The sequence below is a fragment of the Pseudomonas edaphica genome, from assembly GCF_965277385.1.
GTDB lineage: Bacteria > Pseudomonadota > Gammaproteobacteria > Pseudomonadales > Pseudomonadaceae > Aquipseudomonas > Aquipseudomonas edaphica.
In genome coordinates this window covers 2,408,489-2,427,367 of record NZ_OZ255725.1, presented here as the reverse complement: position 1 = coordinate 2,427,367, position 18,879 = coordinate 2,408,489, and the positions used below count along the sequence as shown (strand labels likewise).

At 59.8% G+C, this 18,879-nt stretch carries 16 protein-coding genes, 1 tRNA gene and 1 pseudogene; 8 read left to right on the top strand and 10 right to left on the bottom strand.

Going from position 1 to position 18,879, the window contains the following annotated elements; translation table 11 throughout:
• Positions 1-592: 592 nt before the first annotated feature.
• The 3 genes from ACQY47_RS11120 to ACQY47_RS11110 all read right to left on the bottom strand — a co-directional run bounded on the left by ACQY47_RS11120 (position 593) and on the right by ACQY47_RS11110 (position 4,320).
• Entirely contained in the window at positions 593-1,987 is a 1,395-nt protein-coding gene (locus tag ACQY47_RS11120) for a heavy metal sensor histidine kinase (protein WP_170036127.1), read from the bottom strand.
• Entirely contained in the window at positions 1,984-2,658 is a 675-nt protein-coding gene (locus tag ACQY47_RS11115; RefSeq protein ID WP_017137677.1) for a heavy metal response regulator transcription factor, read from the bottom strand. The genes ACQY47_RS11120 and ACQY47_RS11115 overlap by 4 nt, the downstream gene beginning before the upstream one ends.
• 342 nt (positions 2,659-3,000) lie before the next feature.
• Positions 3,001-4,320, bottom strand: coding sequence for an OprD family porin (locus ACQY47_RS11110; protein ID WP_428557092.1), 1,320 nt, complete (start codon positions 4,318-4,320; stop codon positions 3,001-3,003).
• A 226-nt stretch (positions 4,321-4,546) separates the two neighbouring features.
• On the opposite strand from ACQY47_RS11110, the gene ACQY47_RS11105 reads away from it, so the two are divergent.
• The 4 genes and pseudogenes from ACQY47_RS11105 to ACQY47_RS11090 all read left to right on the top strand — a co-directional run bounded on the left by ACQY47_RS11105 (position 4,547) and on the right by ACQY47_RS11090 (position 6,936).
• The gene (locus ACQY47_RS11105) at positions 4,547-4,879 is read left to right on the top strand and encodes a DUF2790 domain-containing protein (protein ID WP_285683787.1); all 333 of its coding nucleotides are present in this window, start codon (positions 4,547-4,549) and stop codon (positions 4,877-4,879) included.
• Positions 4,879-5,760: pseudogene (locus ACQY47_RS11100) on the top strand (PAS domain-containing protein); the annotation flags it as partial. The gene ACQY47_RS11105 and the pseudogene ACQY47_RS11100, both read left to right, overlap by 1 nt.
• 108 nt (positions 5,761-5,868) lie before the next feature.
• Entirely contained in the window at positions 5,869-6,300 is a 432-nt protein-coding gene (locus ACQY47_RS11095; protein WP_370589429.1) for a methyl-accepting chemotaxis protein, read from the top strand.
• Positions 6,301-6,360: 60 nt separating this feature from the next.
• Positions 6,361-6,936, top strand: coding sequence for a flavin reductase family protein (locus ACQY47_RS11090; protein WP_017137673.1), 576 nt, complete (start codon positions 6,361-6,363; stop codon positions 6,934-6,936).
• Positions 6,937-7,108: 172 nt separating this feature from the next.
• On the opposite strand, the gene ACQY47_RS11085 is transcribed toward ACQY47_RS11090, so the two are convergent.
• Positions 7,109-7,918, bottom strand: coding sequence for an AraC family transcriptional regulator (locus ACQY47_RS11085; RefSeq protein WP_017137672.1), 810 nt, complete (start codon positions 7,916-7,918; stop codon positions 7,109-7,111).
• A gap of 136 nt (positions 7,919-8,054) precedes the next feature.
• Here ACQY47_RS11085 and ACQY47_RS11080 point away from each other — a divergent pair, with 136 nt between their 5' ends.
• Positions 8,055-8,693 carry a LysE family translocator gene (locus tag ACQY47_RS11080; RefSeq protein ID WP_428557091.1) on the top strand — a complete coding sequence of 213 codons (639 nt, stop codon included), beginning with the start codon at positions 8,055-8,057 and terminating at the stop codon, positions 8,691-8,693.
• A 44-nt stretch (positions 8,694-8,737) separates the two neighbouring features.
• The gene (ddlA, locus tag ACQY47_RS11075; protein WP_428557090.1) at positions 8,738-9,832 is read left to right on the top strand and encodes a D-alanine--D-alanine ligase; all 1,095 of its coding nucleotides are present in this window, start codon (positions 8,738-8,740) and stop codon (positions 9,830-9,832) included.
• Positions 9,833-10,011: 179 nt separating this feature from the next.
• Here the strand turns inward: ddlA and pgeF are convergent, their stop codons facing one another.
• The 6 genes from pgeF to ACQY47_RS11045 form a co-directional block, all read right to left on the bottom strand.
• Positions 10,012-10,734, bottom strand: coding sequence for a peptidoglycan editing factor PgeF (gene pgeF / locus ACQY47_RS11070; RefSeq protein WP_428557089.1), 723 nt, complete (start codon positions 10,732-10,734; stop codon positions 10,012-10,014).
• A gap of 25 nt (positions 10,735-10,759) precedes the next feature.
• Positions 10,760-12,589 carry a gamma-glutamyltransferase gene (gene ggt / locus ACQY47_RS11065; RefSeq protein ID WP_428557088.1) on the bottom strand — a complete coding sequence of 610 codons (1,830 nt, stop codon included), beginning with the start codon at positions 12,587-12,589 and terminating at the stop codon, positions 10,760-10,762.
• Positions 12,590-12,624: 35 nt separating this feature from the next.
• A complete protein-coding gene (locus ACQY47_RS11060) occupies positions 12,625-13,404 on the bottom strand; it encodes a PhzF family phenazine biosynthesis protein (RefSeq protein WP_017137667.1) in 780 nt (259 codons plus the stop codon).
• 96 nt (positions 13,405-13,500) lie between these two features.
• On the bottom strand, positions 13,501-14,334 hold the full coding sequence (locus ACQY47_RS11055) for an EamA family transporter (protein WP_428557087.1): 834 nt from the start codon (positions 14,332-14,334) through the stop codon (positions 13,501-13,503).
• 111 nt (positions 14,335-14,445) lie between these two features.
• Positions 14,446-14,522, bottom strand: a tRNA-Met gene (locus ACQY47_RS11050).
• A 335-nt stretch (positions 14,523-14,857) separates the two neighbouring features.
• A complete protein-coding gene (locus ACQY47_RS11045; RefSeq protein ID WP_017137665.1) occupies positions 14,858-15,409 on the bottom strand; it encodes an RNA polymerase sigma factor in 552 nt (183 codons plus the stop codon).
• A gap of 263 nt (positions 15,410-15,672) precedes the next feature.
• Between ACQY47_RS11045 and ACQY47_RS11040 the strand changes: the two genes are divergently transcribed.
• The gene (locus ACQY47_RS11040; protein WP_428557086.1) at positions 15,673-16,770 is read left to right on the top strand and encodes a TyeA family type III secretion system gatekeeper subunit; all 1,098 of its coding nucleotides are present in this window, start codon (positions 15,673-15,675) and stop codon (positions 16,768-16,770) included.
• The gene (gene sctV / locus ACQY47_RS11035; RefSeq protein WP_099549211.1) at positions 16,767-18,860 is read left to right on the top strand and encodes a type III secretion system export apparatus subunit SctV; all 2,094 of its coding nucleotides are present in this window, start codon (positions 16,767-16,769) and stop codon (positions 18,858-18,860) included. Before ACQY47_RS11040 ends, sctV begins: the two co-directional genes overlap by 4 nt.
• The last annotated feature ends 19 nt before the right edge of the window (positions 18,861-18,879 follow it).

The following is an 18,879-nucleotide window of genomic DNA, read 5'->3' as shown; positions in this document are numbered from 1 at the left end:
TGTGTTGGTTCGATTTCAGTTCGCAAGGCCATCGCGGCAAGCGCAGATCCCCCCAGCAACAAAGCTCAACTGTGGGAGCTGTCGAGCCCCAGCGAGGCTGCGAAGACGGCGGCATAGGCGACATATAAGTTGCCTGACCCACCGCTTTCGCAGCCTCGCTAAAGCTCGACAGCTCCCACAGGGGATCGGCTGTGTTGGTTAGATCTCAGTTCGTAGGGCTATCGCGGCATGCGCAAATCCCGCCAGCGCAGCAGGTCAACTGTGGGAGCTGTCGAGCCCCAGCGAGGCTGCGAAGGCGGCGGCACAGGCGAGATATAAGGTGCCTGACCCACCGCTTTCGCAGCCTCGCTAAAGCTCGACAGCTCCCACAGGGGATCGGCTGTGTTGGTTCGATTTCAGTTCGCAAGGCCATCGCGGCAAGCGCAGATCCCCCCAGCAACAAAGCTCAACTGTGGGAGCTGTCGAGCCCCAGCGAGGCTGCGAAGACGGCGGCACAGGCGAGATATAAGGTGCCTGACCCACCGCTTTCGCAGCCTCGCTAAAGCTCGACAGCTCCCACAGGGGATCGGCTTTGGTTTGAAGTCCGCATTCCCTATTCAGGCAATACCCGAGGAAACACCAGGCGAAACAAGGTAAAGCCACCGGGCAGGCTGCGCACATCAGCCTGCCCCTGGTGCAGGGCCATGATTGATTGCACGATGGCCAGGCCCAGCCCGGTGCCGCCTTCGGTACGGGCGCGGCTGCTGTCGACGCGGTAGAAACGTTCGAACAGGTGCGGCAGGTGCTGCGCCTCAATCCCCGGGCCGGGGTTGCTGACCGACAGCGCAACCTGATTGCCATAAGCCTCCACCAGCATTGAAATATGCGACTGCGCCGGGCTGTGGCGAATGGCATTGGACAGCAGGTTGGACAGGGCACGTTGAATCATCAGGCGATCGCCCTGTACCTGGGCATCGCCGCTGAGGGTCAGGGTCAGTTGTTTGTCTTCGGCACTCAACGCGAATAAATCCATCACTCGATGGGCCTCTTCTGCCAGCGACACTTGGGTAAATGAGCCCCGCGCGGCCGGATGGCTGACCTGGGCCAGAAACAGCATGTCGGAGACGATGCGCGCCAGGCGTTCGAGCTCTTCGGTGTTGGACTCCAGCACTGCTTTGTATTCCTCCGGTGGCCGCTGGCGGGACAGCGTCACCTGAGCCTTGCCCATCAGGTTGGTCAGTGGCGCGCGCATTTCGTGGGCAAGGTCGTCGGAGAACTGCGACAGCTGTTGCACGCCCGCGTCCAGGCGGTCGAGCATCACGTTGAAGCCATGGGCCAGTTCGCCCAGTTCCTGGGGCAGGTTGTCGATGGATAAACGGTGGGTCAGGTCCTGGGTGGTGACCTTGGCCGCCACATGACTGAACTGCTTCAGTGGCGCGAGCCCGCGTTGCACCAGCCACCAGGCGCCCATGCCGATCAGGATCAGCAGCATCGGCAAGGCAATCAACGTGGCGCGCAGGTAGGCACTGAGCAACGCTTGGTCGTCCATGCGGTCCAGCGATAGCAGTACGCGAACCCGTTCGCCATTGGCCAGACGCATCAGGCTGGAGGCGCTGAGCACCTGGTTGCCATTGCTGTCGGCCCAATTGAGGTAGCCGAGGGTTTCCCTGGGGGTGAAGTCCGTCAGCAAAGGCTCCTGGGGCTTGGCGCCAATGCTCAGCAGTACGCTTTCATCCGGTGCGGTGCCGACGATGGTCAGGTAGAAATTGTCGTGGCCGATCACCAGGTCCATCAATGAGTGCGGGCGGGCGCGGATGCGGTTGGCATCCAGGCCCTGGGCCAGGCTGTGCTGGATCTGCTCCATCTTGCTTTCCAGGTTCTTGCGCGCCAGCTTTTCCAACTCGTGGGTCAGGGCCACGTACGCCAGGGTCGCCAGCAACAACACCAGGCCGGCGCCCATCAGGCTGACCGTCAAGCCGAGGCGCATCGACAAACTCCCGGTTCTCATCCACGTGCCTCCAGCACATAACCCACGCCGCGAATGGTGTGGATCAGTTTCACTTCGCTCTGGTCATCGACCTTGGCCCGCAGGCGGCTGATGGAGACTTCCACCACATTGGTGTCGCAGTCGAAATTCATGTCCCACACCAGCGAAATAATCTGCGTGCGGGTCAGTACTTCGCCGGTCTGGCGCATCAGCACCTGCAGCAGCGCAAACTCCTTGGTGGTCAGGTCGATACGCCGGGTGCCGCGATAGGCGCGATGGCGACGCGGGTCCAGTTCCAGGTCCAAAACGCGGAACACGTCCGGCTGGGGGATATGCTCACTGCGCCGCAACAGGGTACGCACCCGCGCCAGCAGCTCGGGAAACTCGAAGGGTTTGACCAGGTAATCATCGGCGCCCATGTCCAGGCCCTTGATCTTGTCGGCCAGGCGGCCACGGGCAGTCAGCATCATCACCCGTTGTGTGCCATTGCGGCGCAATTGCTCCAGCACTTCCCAGCCATCTTTGCCCGGCAGGTTGACGTCGAGGATGACCAGCTCATAGGCGTGCTGCCCGGCCAGGTGCAGGCCGTCGATGCCATTGGACGCGCAGTCCACCACATAGCCGCTTTCATTCAGGCCCTGTTGCAGGTAATCGGCGGTTTTTTGCTCGTCCTCAACCACAAGGATACGCATGGGGGGTTACCTTTTACTGAGGGATAAGGGCTCCATTTCCTTATGGAATCAGGTGTTTTGGGAGTAGGAAAAGTCTGAACCGTGAAGTAGCTTCAGGGTCAACTGCGACCATTGGTCGCTGCTAAACCTACCCGCAAAAAAAAACGCCCCGAGGGGCGTTAAAAATTCATCTCTTTCCAAAGGAGCTACAAAAAAGCTTCTAGAGACGAATGTTGCTCGGTGCAAATAAGTTGATGCGAGTATAGGAACTTCAACTTAACGGGAAGCTGAGCTCAATATTACAGTTTTGATACCTGGCTATTTGTGAACAGATGTTAGTTAACGGCAAACGAATGTAAGGGCTCACAGTGCAACCAGTGGGTACTCGGCAATCAAGCGAACTTCCTCCAGGTCTGACTCGAACGCACTGGAGCGCACCGTGGCCTGGCGTAAACGCAAGGACAAATCCTTGAGGCTGCCACTTTGCACCACGTACTTGGCCTCGATATCCCGTTCCCAGCGGCGCTGATCGGTCAGCGGGTTACCCGCCGCATCGCGGCGCATGTACACCGCGTTGGCATTGCTGTAGTCGGCGCCGGTGCCTTTGGCGTAGCGGGTCATGAATGACAGGCCGGGAATGCCGAAAGCCTGCATGTCCAGGTCGTAGCGGGCCATCCATGAGCGCTCCTTGGGCGAGTTGAAATCGCTGTACTGGATCGAGTTGTTGAGGAAGATCGAGTCCGACTGGCGCAGGTAATCGAAGTCGTCATTGCCGTTGTTGCGCTGGTGCGAAAGCGCCAGGCTGTGGGCGCCGACCTTGACCCCAAACCTGGCACTCCAGATGTTGTTATTGAATTCGCCGAGCAGTTTTTTGCCTTCGTCCACGGCTTTGTAATAGTTGACGTCGCCAAACAAGGACACGTCTTCGCTCAGCGGGTAAGTGGCGTTGGTGCCGACGTAGTACTGGTCCCAGGCGTCTTTTAAACGGCTGCTGTACAGGCTGACGCTCAGGTGTTTGTTGACGGTGTAGTCGCCACCGAAATAGCCGATCCAGGGCGAGTCGACTTTGCCCGCATAGAAGGTCGCAAAGCCTTTGCTCATGCCGCTTTCACTCGGCTGGCTCATGCCGCTCAAGCGCCCGCCTTGCAGGCTCAGGCCCTCAAGGCTGGTGTTCTGCGCGGTGACGCCGCGAAAGCTTTCCGGCAACAAGCGCGAATCGCCAGCGGCCACCACCGGTGTGGCGGGGAACACGTCGCCGGCTTTGATTACCGTATCCAGCACCCGCAGTTTCGCCGCGCCGCCGAATTTGCTGTAACCGCTTTCGGGGTGGTTGTCGCTGTCTACTGGCAATACGCCGAACGAACCCTTGCCGCCGCTGCGACCGGTGCCCGAGTCGAGTTTGAGGCCGTACATGGCAAACGCATCCAGGCCAAACCCTACGGTGCCTTGGGTAAAGCCCGACTCGAATTTGCCGATCAAGCCTTGCGCCCAGGCTTCTGAGTAACCATTGCCTGTGGGGCTGGACTGGCCCTTGCGGTCGTCGCGGTTGAAGTAAAAATTGCGCGCCAGCACGTTGACGCTGCTGCCCTCGATGAAACCTTCGGGCTTGTCCTCTGCGGCCGCGGCCGCCAGGGGCAACGCGGCCAGTAAGGAAAAGGGAAGGGTGTAGTAAGCAATATGCATGTTTCGCTCCTGGGTAGTGGCAGTTTTCGGCTTCTTATAGAGGCGGGTGTTCTTATTGATCTGGCCCGGGCTGATAGTTGCAAACCGTGGATAACGAACTCATGGCGTGAACATTACAATTCTGGAAACTCACCGCCACCTAACAAATAAGTAATGTTTTGGTGAACATTGCGTCAGGGTTGCTTGATTAATCTCGTCACTGAACTTTTCAAACGAGGAACTAATGATGAAAGCTTATAAAGTTGCACTGGGTGTGTTGGTTGCGGCCTTGTCTTTTGGTGCGTTGGCCGAAGGCGGCGGGGACCGCACCTTTGCCCTGATGATGGAGCGCAATGAAAAAGCCATGGCTGCTTACGCCGAAAAGAAGGGCAAGCCCGCGCCCGAGGTGCAGGCCTACCGCTATGGCATGAAGTTGGACATTGAGAAGGTGGTGAACGTGACGCCGCCGATCCGCTCTTGCGAAGCGGTGCCTTCACGCATGACCTATGAAGACTCCACCGGCAAGCTCAATACCCTTGAATACCAAGTGATGGGTGTGTGTCGAAACAACGGCGGTTAATGGATCCAAAAAAACAGTTGGCTGCGGCGAAAAAAACGCTTCAGAAAACGCCCGCAGCGCCGATGCAGGTCAGAACCACCTCACCAAATGCCCATCGGTGCCTCATGTTCAATACCCGCCTGAAGCAAGAGCTGTCTGCTCTTCGCGAAGAATTGTCGAGCTTGCAGCAGGTCAAGGAGAGCCTGGAAAGTGAAATGCTGTGCCTGACGCTGGATGCCGACGGCCGGGTGGAGTGGGCCAATGCCAACTTCCTGCAAGAACTGGTTTACCAGGCCAGTAACATTGTAGGGCGTCACATTGATGAGCTGGTGCCGCCGCATGTGCGCCAGGACGAATTCCAGCTGCGCTTTAAAAATGCCCTGGTGCGCGGCGAACACTTCGCCGGCACCGTGCGCCTGATGCGTGGCAACGGCAAGGAAGCGTGGCTGCGCTCGATTGTGCAGCCGGTGCGCAACTCGGAGGGGCGCATCAAGCATTTTTCGATTTACTCAAGCGACCTCACCCGCACCATCGAGGCGTCGCGCGAGCATGAAAACCTGATTACCGCGCTGGTGCGCTCCACGGCGGTGATCGAATTCGACCTCGACGGGCATGTACTCACGGCCAACGATCGCTTTCTCGGCGGCATGGGTTACAGCCTGGCGCAGATCCAAGGCAAACATCACCGCATGTTCTGCGAACCGCAGGAGTACAACAGTGCCGAATACCAACAGTTCTGGAAGCGCCTGAACGCCGGTGAATTTGTTGCGGCACGCTTCAAGCGGGTCGACAGCCATGGCCACACGGTTTGGCTGGAAGCCACGTACAACCCGGTGCTGGACGCCAATGACCGCCTGTACAAAGTGGTCAAGTTCGCCACGGTGATTACCGATCAGGTCAATCAGGAACAAGCCGTGGCCGAGGCTGCCAATATCGCCTACAGCACCTCGCTGCAAACCGACAACAGCGCCCAGCGCGGCACCACCGTGGTAACCCAGGCGGTGGATGTGATGCGTGACCTGGCCAAGCATATGCAACAGGCCGGTGATGGCATCGAGGCGCTGAATGCCCAGTCCCAAGTGATCGGCACCATCGTCAAGACCATCAGCGGTATCGCCGAGCAGACTAACCTGCTGGCGCTCAACGCAGCCATCGAGGCGGCGCGTGCCGGTGAGCAGGGCCGTGGTTTTGCGGTGGTGGCCGATGAGGTGCGTCAGCTGGCGTCACGTACCAGCAAAGCCACCGAAGAAATCGTCGGTGTGGTGCGCCAGAACCAGGACATGGCCCGCGATGCGGTGACCTTGATGAACGACGGCCGCCTGCAAGCCGAGCAAGGCTTGGCCCTGGCGGCCGAGGCGGGCACGGTGATCGTGGAAATCCAGGACGGCGCGCAAAAAGTCGTCAGTGCGGTGGGGCAGTTTGCCAATCAGCTGTCGAGCTGACCCGTAGGGCGTGTGCTTGAGGTATCGTAGGTTTTTTCTTGCTTGAAGAGCCGACCCTCCATGAGCCCGACCCACCGTCGTCCCGTTCCGCTGTCCAAGGCCTACCGCTTGCTCAACCATGGGCCGACCGTGCTGGTGAGTGCCGCCCACGACGGCAAACGCAATATCATGGCGGCTGCCTGGGCCATGCCGCTGGATTTTGAACCGCCGAAGGTCGCCGTGGTGTTGGACAAGTCCACCTGGACCCGGCAACTGCTGGAAGGCGCCGGCACGTTTGTGTTGCAAGTACCCTGTGTGGCGCAGGCCGATCTGGTGCAGACGGTCGGCAATACCAGCGGTTCCGAGACCGACAAGTTCGCCGCCTACGGCCTGCACACCTTCAGTGGCGAGCACACCCAGGCGCCGCTGCTGGAAGGCTGCGTGGCCTGGCTGGAGTGCCGCCTGCTGCCCGAGCCGCACAACCAGCAGACCTACGACCTGTTCCTCGGCGAAGTGATCGGCGCCTATGCCGACGAGCGCGTGTTCAGCGACGGGCATTGGCACTTCGAAGGGCATGACGAATTGCGCACCTTGCACCATATCGCCGGCGGAAATTTCCTCAGCATCGGTGCACCGGTTGTCGGGCGCCAGTTGTAAGCCACGGCTGCAGCGTGCTGCAGGCCGGGTGAGTGTTTTTGCCGGCGACCCCGCATTGTGGGAGCTGGCTTGCCTGCGATAGCGTGTGTCAGGCACCCAATATATTGACTGATGCACCGCCATCGCAGGCAAGCCAGCTCCCACAGGTTTAATCGCTTTTCAGGTGGGCCAATCAGCGCCCTAGCATCTTCACCCATCGCGACGGCGGCATGCCGTAGGTGCTGCGAAATTGCCGGGTCATATGGCTCTGGTCGGTGAAACCTGCGGTCAGCGCCGCGTCCACCAGCGATTGGCCCTGGGCCAGCAAGCTGCGCACCAAGTCCAGCCGGCGCATGGTCAGGTAGCGGTAGGGGCTGGTGCCGAACAACAAACGAAAGTCTCGCGACAGCGCCCAGCGATCGCGACCGCAGTGGTCGGCCATTTCATCCAGGGTGATGCTGCGGCCCAGGGCGCTGTGGATAAACTCGCGGGCGCGCTCGGCAGCCACATAATCGAACGACTTGCGGCTGATGATCGCGCCGGATGCCGCGTTCAGCGCGTGTGCCAGGTCGAACAGGGCGTCCTGTTCCTGCATCGGGTCAACCGGGCAGTCGAGGTTTTGCAGCAACACTTCGCTGGCGCGGAAAAGGCGTGGGTCAGTCGACAAACCGTTGTGGATAAACGGCAATGGCCGACCACCGAGAATCTGCTGGATCAGCGCCGGCTCCACATAAATCATCCGGTACTTGAACCCCTCCACGCTGCTGGCGCGGCCGTCATGGGATTCATCGGGGTGAATCACCATGGTCCTGCCCGGCAGGCTATGGGTCATGCAGCCACGGTAGTGGTAGCTTTGCACGCCAAACAAGGTGCGGCCGATGGCGTAGGTGTCGTGGCGATGCGGGTCAAACGCAAAGCCTGCAAAGTACGCCTCGATACGGTCCAGGCCGCTGGCGTGCGGGGCGCGGTGCAGCCAGTCGAGGGTGGAAGTGGGTTGGCCCATGATGACTTGTCACATGTAGAGGTGGAAACACGTTAACCGAGTCTGCATCGGTTGTCTGCCGAGGTCTTGTACGATTGTGCAGGCGTTGGGCGAGGCCTATGATCCGGGTTCGTGTACTGCGCTGACGGAGCTGCCCATGGACTTTATCAACCCTGCCTATGTGGCCCCGCTGGTCTCGCTGGCGCTGCTGTGGACGGTCGCTGTCGTAACGCCTGGGCCGAACTTTTTCAACACCGCGCAGTTGGCTGCCAGCTGCTCCAGGCGCCATGGCGTTGTGGCGTCGGCGGGTGTAGCCAGCGGCACGATCATTTGGGGCTTGGCGGGCGGCTTGGGCATCAAGTCGCTGTTTACCGCCGCGCCGATGCTCTACCTCGCATTCAAGATCATCGGCGGTTGCTACCTGATCTACCTTGGGCTCAAGTTGTTCAAACGCTCGGCTCCGGCTGCGGGCCAGACGGTTCTCCCCGATGCGACGCGACGCTCATTGTTCTCTGCCTGGCGGTTCGGTTTACTGGGCAACTTGTCCAACCCCAAGGCTGCGCTGTTCGTCGCGACGGCCTTTGCCTCGACCATGCCGCCATCTCCTTCGCCCGCGCTGCTTACCCTGGCCGTCATCACCATGGCCACCTTGTCGTTCAGTTGGTATTCCAGTGTTGCCCTGGTGTTTTCCAGCGAGCGCATGGCCAGCCTTTACGCGCGTTCACGCAAATGGCTCGACCGCTTTGCCGGTGGTTGCTACCTGCTGTTCGGCGCACATCTGGTAGCGAATCGCTGACCGCTCATGGTAAGAAGCCTTACTTTCAACAGTGAGGCCGGGTCATGAGCAAGGTGCGTGTAGGTATTATTTTTGGTGGCCGTTCGGCCGAGCACGAAGTCTCGTTGCAGTCGGCGCGCAATATCGTCGATGCGCTGGACCGTTCGCGCTTTGAGCCCATCTTGATCGGCATCGACAAGGCCGGCCACTGGCACCTCAACGACACGTCGAACTTTCTGATCAACCAGGAAAACCCGGCGCTCATCGCTCTTAACCAATCCAACCGTGAACTTGCAGTGGTGCCGGGCAAGGCCAATCAGCAAGTGGTGGAAACCTCCGGTCAGGGCCTGCTGGAACATATCGACGTGATCTTCCCCATCGTCCACGGCACCCTCGGCGAAGACGGCTGCCTGCAAGGCCTGCTGCGCATGGCCGACCTGCCTTTCGTCGGCTCCGACGTGCTGGGTTCGGCGGTCTGCATGGACAAAGACATCAGCAAGCGTCTGCTGCGCGATGCCGGTATTGCTGTCACACCGTTTATCACCCTGACTCGCCGCAACGCGGCGCGTACCTCGTTTGAAGCGGCTGTGAACAAGCTCGGTTTGCCGATGTTCGTCAAACCCGCCAACCAGGGTTCTTCGGTGGGTGTGAGTAAGGTTGGCAATGAGGCCGAGTACCACGCCGCTGTTGAACTGGCCTTGGGCTTCGATGAAAAAGTGCTGGTGGAGTCCGCGGTCCAGGGCCGTGAAATCGAATGCGCCGTATTGGGCAACGACAACCCCATCGCCAGTGGCTGTGGCGAGATTGTGGTGAGCAATGGCTTTTACTCCTACGACAGCAAATACATCGACGGCCAGGCGGCCCAAGTGGTGGTGCCGGCCGATATCAGCGTCGAAGCCAGCGAGCGCATTCGCCACCTCGCCATTGAGGCGTTTGAGGTGCTGGGCTGCGCCGGCCTGGCGCGGGTTGATGTGTTCCTCACCGATGGCGGTGAAGTGCTGATCAACGAGATCAACTCACTGCCAGGTTTCACACGTATCAGCATGTACCCGAAGCTGTGGCAGGCGGCGGGGATGAGTTACAGCGAGCTGGTGAGCCGGTTGATCGAGCTGGCGCTGGAGCGGCATGCCGGGCGTAAGGGGCTTAAGATCAGCCGATGAAATGACTCGAGTAACATGTGGCCTCTGTGGCGAGGGAGCTTGCTCCCGTTGGGGCGCGAAGCGGCCCCAACACCAGACAGCATGGTTCTACCCTGAAATAACGTAGTGGCTAAATCGGGGCTGCTGCGCAGCCCAACGCGGGGCAAGCCCGCTCGCCACAAAAGCGCCCTTGGCACTGATCAGGGGTTGCGAGCAATCCACGAATAGATCAACGTCTTCGCTTCTTCAGGGTGATGCGTGCGCCTGCGATAGCTGGCGAAAGTGGAGGATGTGCAATACGTACACACTTCACTGACTTCGATCTGCTCACGCTTAAGCCCTGCTGCTAACAGCAACATTACCCCGAAGCCGCTCAAATCAAACCAGGCACTTCCCGTTTGCCTGGCATAGGGCGGGGCAATTTCGGGGGGCAGCAATGGCGCCGGTTGTACGAAGCTCCACGGTGCCCGGTCGTCAGGCCGCAGATGGCCTTGATCCGCCTGAAACTGCGCAATAAAGTCCTCGCTCACTTCATAGCAGCACGGTTTGATTGACGGCCCGATTGCCACCTGCAACTGCTCCACGGCGATGCCTTTGTCGGCAAATTGCTGCACGGCATTGGCGATGATCCCGCCTTGCAACCCCTTCCAACCGCCATGCACCGCTGCGACCGTCGCACCGTCTTCAGCCGCGATAAGAATGGGCAGGCAATCGGCTGTGATCACCGCAATCGGCTGATGCTCGCGCGTGAACACGCCATCCGCCGCCACGCTGTTGGTTGCCAACTGCGCCTGCCATTCAATCACCGTCGCGCTGTGTACCTGCTTGCAGATGAACACTGCGTCCGGGCGCTGCGGGTCATTGATCGAGCAAAAACCATGGTCGACGCCGCCAAGGGCGCCGAGGTTATCGGCCTGTTGCACAGCACGCTCTCCGTTCGTAGAACATTCAGTCACCGACCGCTTCGCCTTCACGCCGAGGGTCGGCGCCGCCGCTCAGGGTTACCTTGCCTTGAGCATCGCGCGTGCGAACAATGGCCTGGATGCCGCTGGTCATATCGATTTCGCTCAACGCGTGGCCCTTGTCACGCAGCGCTTGTTTCAACGCTGGGCTGAACAGGCCGGCCTCCAACTCGGTCGCGCCGTTGCGGCTACCAAAGTTGGGCAGGCTGATGGCGGCTTGCGGGTCGAGGTTCCAGTCGAGCATTGCCACCAGGGATTTGCTCACGTACTCGATGATTTGCGAACCGCCCGGTGAACCCACCGTCGCCAGCAGCTCGCCGCTCTTGCGGTCGAACACCAGGGTCGGCGCCATGGCTGAGCGAGGGCGCTTGCCGGGTTCGACGCGGTTGGCCACGGGCTGGCCGTTTTCTTCAGGGATAAACGAAAAGTCGGTCATCTGGTTGTTGAGCAAAAAGCCCTGAACCATCACGTGGGAGCCGAACGCCGCTTCTACCGTGGTGGTCATCGACACCGCGCCGCCCTGGTCATCCACTGCCACCACTTGCGAGGTGGAGATGCGCAGCGGCGAGCGGTCCGGCGCGTAGGCCACCTGGATGCCCGCTGGTGTGCCCGGCTTGGCAATGCCCATGCTGCGTTCGCCAATCAATGTGGCGCGCTGTGCCAGGTAGTTGGGGGCGACAAGGCCCGCGACCGGTACTGGGGTGAAGTCCGAGTCGGCCACATACAGCGCACGGTCGGCAAACGCCAGGCGGCCGGCTTCGGCGATCAGGTGTACGGCTTCGGGCACAGGCTCAAGGCCGGCAGGCGATGCACTCTTCACCGGTTTCATCGGCGCGATGGCCAGGCGCGGGTCACGGGCCTCCACTGCCTGCAAGGTGCCGAGGATCTGTGCGACGGCTATCCCGCCCGACGACGGCGGCGGCATGCCGCACACCCGGTATTGCTTGTAGTCGGTGCACAGCGGCGTGCGTTCCTTGGCGGTGTAACCCTTAAGGTCAGCCTGCGAGAGGCTGCCCGCATTGCGATTGCCCTGGACCTTGCGCGCGATTTCATCGGCAATCGGCCCGTGGTACAGCGCGTCTGGGCCTTCCTTGGCGATGCGCTTGAACACAGCAGCCAGCGCCGGGTTTTTCAACAGTGTGCCGGTGGCTTTAGGCGAGCCATCGGCGTTCAGAAAGTAAGCCGCCATTTCCGGCGACTGGGGAATGTAGCGGTCGGCCGCAATCAGTGCGTGCAAGCGTGGGGAAATCGCGAAGCCTTGCTCCGACAGCCTGATCGCCGGTTCAAACAACTTGGACCATTGCAGGTGCCCGGTCTTTTGATGCGCCATCTGCAGTGCCCGCAAGACGCCCGGCGTGCCGACCGAACGCCCGCCAATCTGCGCTTCGGGAAACGCCATCGGCGTGCCGTCGGCCTTCAGGAACAAGCGCTCAGTCGCGCCGGCGGGCGCCGTTTCACGGCCGTCATAGGCGTGTACGTTCTTGCCGTCCCACAGCATGATGAACGCGCCGCCGCCGATGCCGGAAGACTGCGGTTCCACCAGGGTCAGCACCGCCTGCATCGCTATCGCGGCGTCAATCGCCGAACCGCCCTGGCGCAACATCTCCCGCCCGGCTTCGGCCGCCAGCGGGTTGGCGGCGGCGGCCATATGGCGTTCGGCGTGGCGGGTGGTGAGGTCGGTGCGGTAACCCGAGCCCAGTTCCGGTGCCGGAGGCTGTTCGTTGACGGGTGTGTGGCAGCCGGCCAGCACCAGGGCTGCGGCAACCATCGACAGTTGACGGCGGGAAATCGTGAACACGCGCTGAACTCCGTTCATTTTGAGAATGATCTGTTGTCCTTGGGCAATCCCTTTTACAGGTAAATCGTGCCTTGCAGGTAGAGTGCTGCATGGCCTGAGATGATCACGCGGTCACCTTTGAGTTCACACCGCAGTTGCCCACGGCGCCTGCCGCCCTGTTCGGCGCTCAACTGCGACTTGCCCAGGCGCTCGGCCCAGAACGGTGCCAGCGAGGTGTGTGCCGAGCCGGTGACCGGGTCTTCATTGACGCCCACATTCGGGCCAAACCAACGGGAAACAAAATCAAAGCGCGTGCTTTTGGCCGTCACTGCTATCCCGCGTTTGGGCAGGCCCTTGAGGCGTGCAAAATCTGGCGTGAGTGCCGCGACCTGGGCTTCGTCATCAACGACAACGATATAGTCATCAGTGGCATACACCTCGGCGTGTTCGAGCCCCAGCGCGCTCAACATGCCGGCTGGCGGCTCGCAACGCTCGGGCTGTTTGGCCGGGAAGTCCATTGCCAGTTCGTCGCCATTGCGCGTCACGCGAAGCTCACCGCTGCGGGTGGCAAAACGCAAGATCTCAGGGGGATTCGGGAGTTTGTGAATCAGCACCCAGGCAGCGGCCAACGTCGCATGGCCACACAGGTCCACTTCCACTTCGGGGGTGAGCCAGCGCAACTCATACACCTCGCCACGAGGCACGAAAAATGCGGTTTCGGAAAGGTTGTTTTCGGCGGCGATGTGGTGCAGCTGCTCTGTGGGCAACCACTCGGTCAGCGGGCAGACGGCCGCCGGGTTACCACCGAAGACCTGTTGGCTGAACGCGTCGACTTGATAGATATCCAGTTTCATCACAGGTGCTCCATGTAGGGAGGCAGGACACTAGCAGTGGGTTACGTGGAGCGTCAAAGTACAGATCCTCAGTTTTTTTGCGCGCATGTGTCCTGGTCAGCCCAGGCGCAACACCATCGCGCCGGCGGCAATGATGCAGGCGGCAATGATGCGAGCCCGCGTGAGATGCTCTTTGAGCACCCACGCCGAAATCACTACGCCAAACAGGATCGAGGTCTCACGCAAGGCCGAAACCGTCGCGATGGGCGCGTGTGTCATCGCCCACAGCGCCAGGCCGTATGACGCCACAGTGCCTGCGCCCCCGACGGCGCCAAGCTGCCAGTTACGGGCGACGTAGCGACAGAACGCTGCACGCCGCGCGGCTAAAGCCCACGCGGCGAGCGGGATGCCGGTCAGCAAAAATATCCACAGCGTGTAAGCCGCCGGTGCGCCGGATTTGCGCACGCCAAGGCCATCAATCAGCGTATAGCCGGCTATCACCAAGGCGTTTATCAGCGCCAGCACCAGCCCTTTTTTATGACCGGCCGAGGGCGCTGCGGCCATGCTCAAGATACCCAGGCAGATCACGCCAATGCCAAGCCAGGCAAACGCCGAGAGTGGCTCGTGCAACACCAGCACACTCACCAACGCCACCAGCAGCGGCGCAGTGCCACGCATGATCGGATAGGTCTGGCTCATGTCGGCAATGCGGTAGGTCGAGGCCACCAGTACGAAATACAACACCTGCAAAACCACCGATGCGCCGATGAAGGGCCAGCTTTCTCTGGCCGGTAGCGCCAGAAACGGGATGGCCGCCAGCGCAATCAATGAAGCGGCGGACGCAATCATGCAGGTGGTCAGCAGCTTGTCGACGCCGCCTTTGACCACCGCATTCCACGTGGCGTGAAGGGCGGCGCCCAGCAGGATGATTGCGAATACGCTCAGGCTCATGGATGGCACTCAAAGCAGCATTTTGGGGTGTTAATCGCAGAGAGTATGCCCGAGCACTTTTGTGCAGGCATAAAAAAACGGCCTACCTTTCGGTAAGCCGTTTTTAGTACTTGGTGGCTACGCAGGGACTTGAACCCCGGACCCCAGCATTATGAATGCTATGCTCTAACCAACTGAGCTACGTAGCCAAGTGGCGCGCATTATTCGCGTAGAACGCATATGCGTCAAGCGTTTATTTTAAAAATTTATCTACGCTTTCAACTGTTTAAACAGAATAAGGCCAAACGGCGACGAGTGGTGTGGCGGATACGGGTATTTCAGCCACGAAGATCCCACATGAGTTTTGCGGTGTTCTGCTGACGGTATTCAACGCTTGATCGCAAGGGTGTGGCGCTGTAAACACTTTGACGATGATCCCCAAGGTGCCATTCGGCGCGGCTTGTGATCCTGTTCTGCGCACGGTAAAGCGTCATTCGGTTGGGCAGATATCCCTGCCGCCCAACGCTTGCCCCCCAGGGCTTGCTTACGGATGCTGCGGTGTGTGGGTGACGCGCTTCAGGTGTTCGCGCGCCCGTGACAGACGTGAGCGAACGGTACCGATGGGGATGTCCAGCACGTCGGCGGTGTCCTGGTAACTGCCATCGGTTTCCAGGGAGGCATATAACGTCTTGCGCATCTCAGCCGGCAAATGATCGATGGCGTTCAAGGTTTTTTCCAGCCGGCGGTTGACCTCGAATTCCCAATCCAGATTCTTGTTTTCTTCCTGGCCGTGCCACAGCGATTCATCGAACTCGCAATGCACCGGTTTGGCATACAGGCGCCGGAAATGGTTGCGGACCAGGTTCTGCGCAATGCCGCACATCCAGGTACTGAGGGTAGCCTGGCCACTGAACCGCTCTCTGTTACGCCATGCCTCCAGGTAGGTCAGTTGCAGGATGTCGTCGGCGTCTTCGGGATTGAGTACGCGTTTATGAATAAAACGCCGGAGTTTTTTTTGCTGGTCGTCCGTCAGTTGGAGCATGAATTGAGGCGAGTCGCCAACGAGCTGCGCTAAAGCTTCAATAGGAATATTCACGATTTTTTCCTCAGGGTAGACGCTATCGAAATAATTTCGACGGGAACCCCTTTAGCACTGGCTGTGCCAAACAAAAAAATCTTATAACTTGCTGATTTATATATATAAATAAATTGAAATGGTGTGATTTTGCGCAGGTACTTGCAAAACGATTGGCGGTTTTGTGCAGGTATTTTCAAAGCGGGGAGTGTGGGTGGTTTTTATGGAACCGTATGGCACCGGGTTGCCACATAGAGACACAAACTCCCTGTCCTGGCATGCCCATGAAAGTCGAATTCAACCCCGATCTGCACAGAATCCAGCGCTTGGACCCATCCGTTTCAGAGAAGGTCGCCACGACCCCATCGCAGGATGCCGCGCCAGGTTTTGATGCGCTCGCGGGCATCTTCAGCCAGGAAGCTGCGGCCCATGGCACTGCGTTGACCCGACGTGCCATTGGGGGGCCTGTCACGCCGGTCGAGCAGCTCGCGCAGTTGTATGATCGACTGGGCCATCCCGCCCAGAAAAGCCTGGCAAAGATGGTCATCGTGGCCAGGCAGTATCTGGAGCGCCAGCTTAGTCTCGAAAAATTGGTGGACCTCACGGGTGGAGACCCTGCACGTACCTATGTCGTGCTTCGTCAGCTTACGGCGCAGGCCGAGGCGCAGGTGCGCCAGACACAATCTGCGTTGACGCGTGATGCGCAAGTCAAGAGCGAGGCAGCGCTGGCTCGGGCAGCGCTGGCGAGGCTGGAGATTCAGTACAAGAGGGAAATACAGGCGGGCCTTAATATTGCCCTGGCGTTGCAGTCAGGCAGTGACGATCCGGCGCAATGCCAGGCGATACGTACGCTCTACTACGCCAATGTGGTCGTGCGCCAATCCCTGGCCAGCATGATGCAGGCGCTTTTGAAAGAGTACGGTGGCGAGCAGTTTACGGTCGGGCTCAACCTCATGCGCCGGGCCCTGGCGGATGATATTGCGGCGTACGTCTCATCGATTCCCACCGCCAAATTGCGCACGCTTTTGTTGGGGTTACAGAGCTGCGGTCAATTGGGCGGGGTACTGTCCAATTGCCAGGACCTGATTCAGCGTCTGAACGTTGAGCACGACGCCGTTGACCTGTTGCAGCGTCTGTTGGGTTATGCCGGCAATGGCATTGCCCCCTCCGAGGTTCAACTGCTGGCGGATGAATTGGCTGGGGATGCGGCGGCCCGCCAACTGGCCTCTCTCAATGCGCTCTATCCCGTGATCAAAGGTTTGCCTGCGGCCTTATGGCGCGACTCTCGGGGGCGCGAGGAGGCTTTGCATAACTTCCTGCTGGTGATGGATGAGTTCACGCGCCTGGAGAAGGGCCAGATTGAGCCGAGGGCGTTGATGTGACGGTGCTGGCGTTTATCAACCACTGGCTGCTCAAGGTTGCACAACGTGCGGAAGTCCTTGGTGCTGTGGTGGTACTGGCCATCGTCTTTATTTTCATCGTGCCGCTGCCGACCTGGCTGGTGGACATCCTCATTGCGCTCAATATCTGTATTGCCTGCTTGTTGATCGTGCTGGCGTTGTACCTGCCCGGGCCTTTGGCGTTTTCGTCGTTCCCCTCGATCCTGCTGTTGACCACGATGTTTCGCCTGGCACTGTCTATCGCGACCACGCGTTTGATCCTGCTGGAGCAGGACGCCGGCGACATCGTCGAGGCGTTCGGCAACTTTGTGGTCGGTGGCAACCTGGCGGTAGGGTTGGTGATCTTCATGATCCTCACCCTGGTCAACTTCCTGGTCATCACCAAGGGCTCGGAGCGGGTTGCCGAAGTGGCCGCACGCTTCAGCCTGGACGCGATGCCCGGCAAGCAGATGTCCATCGACAGCGACTTGCGTGCGGGACTGATCGACGGCAATCAGGCGCGGGACAAGCGTGACCAGTTGTCCCGCGAGAGTCAGTTGTTCGGGGCCATGGACGGCGCCATGAAGTTCGTCAAGGGTGACGCTGTTGCAGGCCTGGTGATCGTGCTGATCAACCTGTTGGGCGGTTTTTCCACGGGTATGTTCCAGCATGGCATGAGCGCCAGCGAATCCATTGCGTTGTATTCGGTGCTGACCATCGGTGATGGTTTGATTGCGCAAATCCCTGCGCTGCTGATCTCGCTGACGGCGGGCATGATCATCACCCGCGCCGCACCGGATGGGCGCCGGGGCGTGACTAACATGGGCGCAGAAATTGCCCGTCAGATGACCAGCGAACCCAAGAGCTGGATGATTGCGTCAGTGGGCATGCTCGCGTTTGCGGCGTTGCCCGGCATGCCGACCCTGGTATTTATTCTTATCTCACTGATGACCGGCTCCCTGGGCTATTACCTTGCGCGCCAACGTCAACGGCAAGAGGCGCCCGAGGCCGAGGCCACGCAGGCCGTGCGCCCGGAAGAAAACGGTGACGAGGACTTGCGCGGGTTTGACCCGTCGCGCCCCTATCTCTTGCAATTTTCTCCCGTCTTGCGCGGAACGCCTGAGGTGATCGAGCTGGTTCATGGCCTTCGTCAGACGCGTAATGCACTCGTTGCGAATATCGGGCTCACGCTGCCGCCGTTTGAAGTCGAACTCAACGACTCGTTGGCGGACGACGAAATGCGCTTCTGCGTACACGAGGTGCCGATGATCAAGGCCTCGGTTGTCACCAATGTGGCCGTAGAGCGTAAAGCCTTGGCACAGGTGCCTGAGCACGCAATACCAGGCCTGGCTGAACGCGATGAGCAAGATTGGGTGTGGTTGGCGCAGGATGATCCTTTGCTCGATGACCCCCTGCTGGAGCGCTTCAGTGCGACGAGCTTGATCGTCGAACGCATGAAGCAAGCGATGATGCTGTCCGGCCCCCAGTTTCTGGGAATCCAGGAGAGTAAGTCGATCCTCAGTTGGCTTGAGCATAACCAGCCGGAATTGGTACAGGAGCTGCAGCGAATCATGCCGCTGTCGCGTTTCTCGGCAGTCCTGCAACGCCTGGCAGGCGAAGGCGTACCGCTGCGTGCTGTGAGGCTGATCGTCGAGTCGCTGATTGAATACGGCCAGCATGAGCGAGAGCCGGACGCGTTGGCGGACTACGCGCGCATTGCGCTTAAAGCGCAGATTTTTCACCAATACAGTGAGGCCGACGGCCTGCATGCCTGGTTGCTGTCCCCACAGACCGAAAACGTGCTGCGCGAATCGCTGCGCCAGACCCAGACCGGGGTGTTTTTCGCCCTTGATAATGACAGCAGTGCTTCACTGATCAACCTGCTCAACCAAGCCTTCGTGGCCCGGCCAAAAAGCAAAAGCGTGATGTTGGTTGCACAGGATTTACGCAGCCCTTTGCGCACTCTTTTGCTTGAAGAATTCAACCATGTACCTGTGATGTCTTTTGCCGAATTGGGGAGCACCTCAAAGGTAAAAGTGTTGGGGCGTTTTGACCTCGGTCAGACTGACCTGATGCGTGGTACTGCGGCATGAGAAGTGCGCCAGTTTCTGC

What these genes read in the sequence shown, in the direction of transcription:
- ddlA (WP_428557090.1), top strand. Translation starts at nt 8,738, where the DNA reads ATGAGCAAGGTGCGTGTAGGTATTATTTTTGGTGGCCGTTCGGCCGAG.
- ACQY47_RS11080 (WP_428557091.1), top strand. Translation starts at nt 8,055, where the DNA reads ATGGACTTTATCAACCCTGCCTATGTGGCCCCGCTGGTCTCGCTGGCG.
- ACQY47_RS11060 (WP_017137667.1), bottom strand. Translation starts at nt 13,404, where the DNA reads ATGAAACTGGATATCTATCAAGTCGACGCGTTCAGCCAACAGGTCTTC.
- ACQY47_RS11095 (WP_370589429.1), top strand. Translation starts at nt 5,869, where the DNA reads ATGCGTGACCTGGCCAAGCATATGCAACAGGCCGGTGATGGCATCGAG.
- ACQY47_RS11105 (WP_285683787.1), top strand. Translation starts at nt 4,547, where the DNA reads ATGAAAGCTTATAAAGTTGCACTGGGTGTGTTGGTTGCGGCCTTGTCT.
- ggt (WP_428557088.1), bottom strand. Translation starts at nt 12,589, where the DNA reads ATGAACGGAGTTCAGCGCGTGTTCACGATTTCCCGCCGTCAACTGTCG.
- ACQY47_RS11090 (WP_017137673.1), top strand. Translation starts at nt 6,361, where the DNA reads ATGAGCCCGACCCACCGTCGTCCCGTTCCGCTGTCCAAGGCCTACCGC.
- ACQY47_RS11120 (WP_170036127.1), bottom strand. Translation starts at nt 1,987, where the DNA reads ATGAGAACCGGGAGTTTGTCGATGCGCCTCGGCTTGACGGTCAGCCTG.
- ACQY47_RS11085 (WP_017137672.1), bottom strand. Translation starts at nt 7,918, where the DNA reads ATGGGCCAACCCACTTCCACCCTCGACTGGCTGCACCGCGCCCCGCAC.
- ACQY47_RS11040 (WP_428557086.1), top strand. Translation starts at nt 15,673, where the DNA reads ATGAAAGTCGAATTCAACCCCGATCTGCACAGAATCCAGCGCTTGGAC.
- ACQY47_RS11055 (WP_428557087.1), bottom strand. Translation starts at nt 14,334, where the DNA reads ATGAGCCTGAGCGTATTCGCAATCATCCTGCTGGGCGCCGCCCTTCAC.
- ACQY47_RS11110 (WP_428557092.1), bottom strand. Translation starts at nt 4,320, where the DNA reads ATGCATATTGCTTACTACACCCTTCCCTTTTCCTTACTGGCCGCGTTG.
- ACQY47_RS11115 (WP_017137677.1), bottom strand. Translation starts at nt 2,658, where the DNA reads ATGCGTATCCTTGTGGTTGAGGACGAGCAAAAAACCGCCGATTACCTG.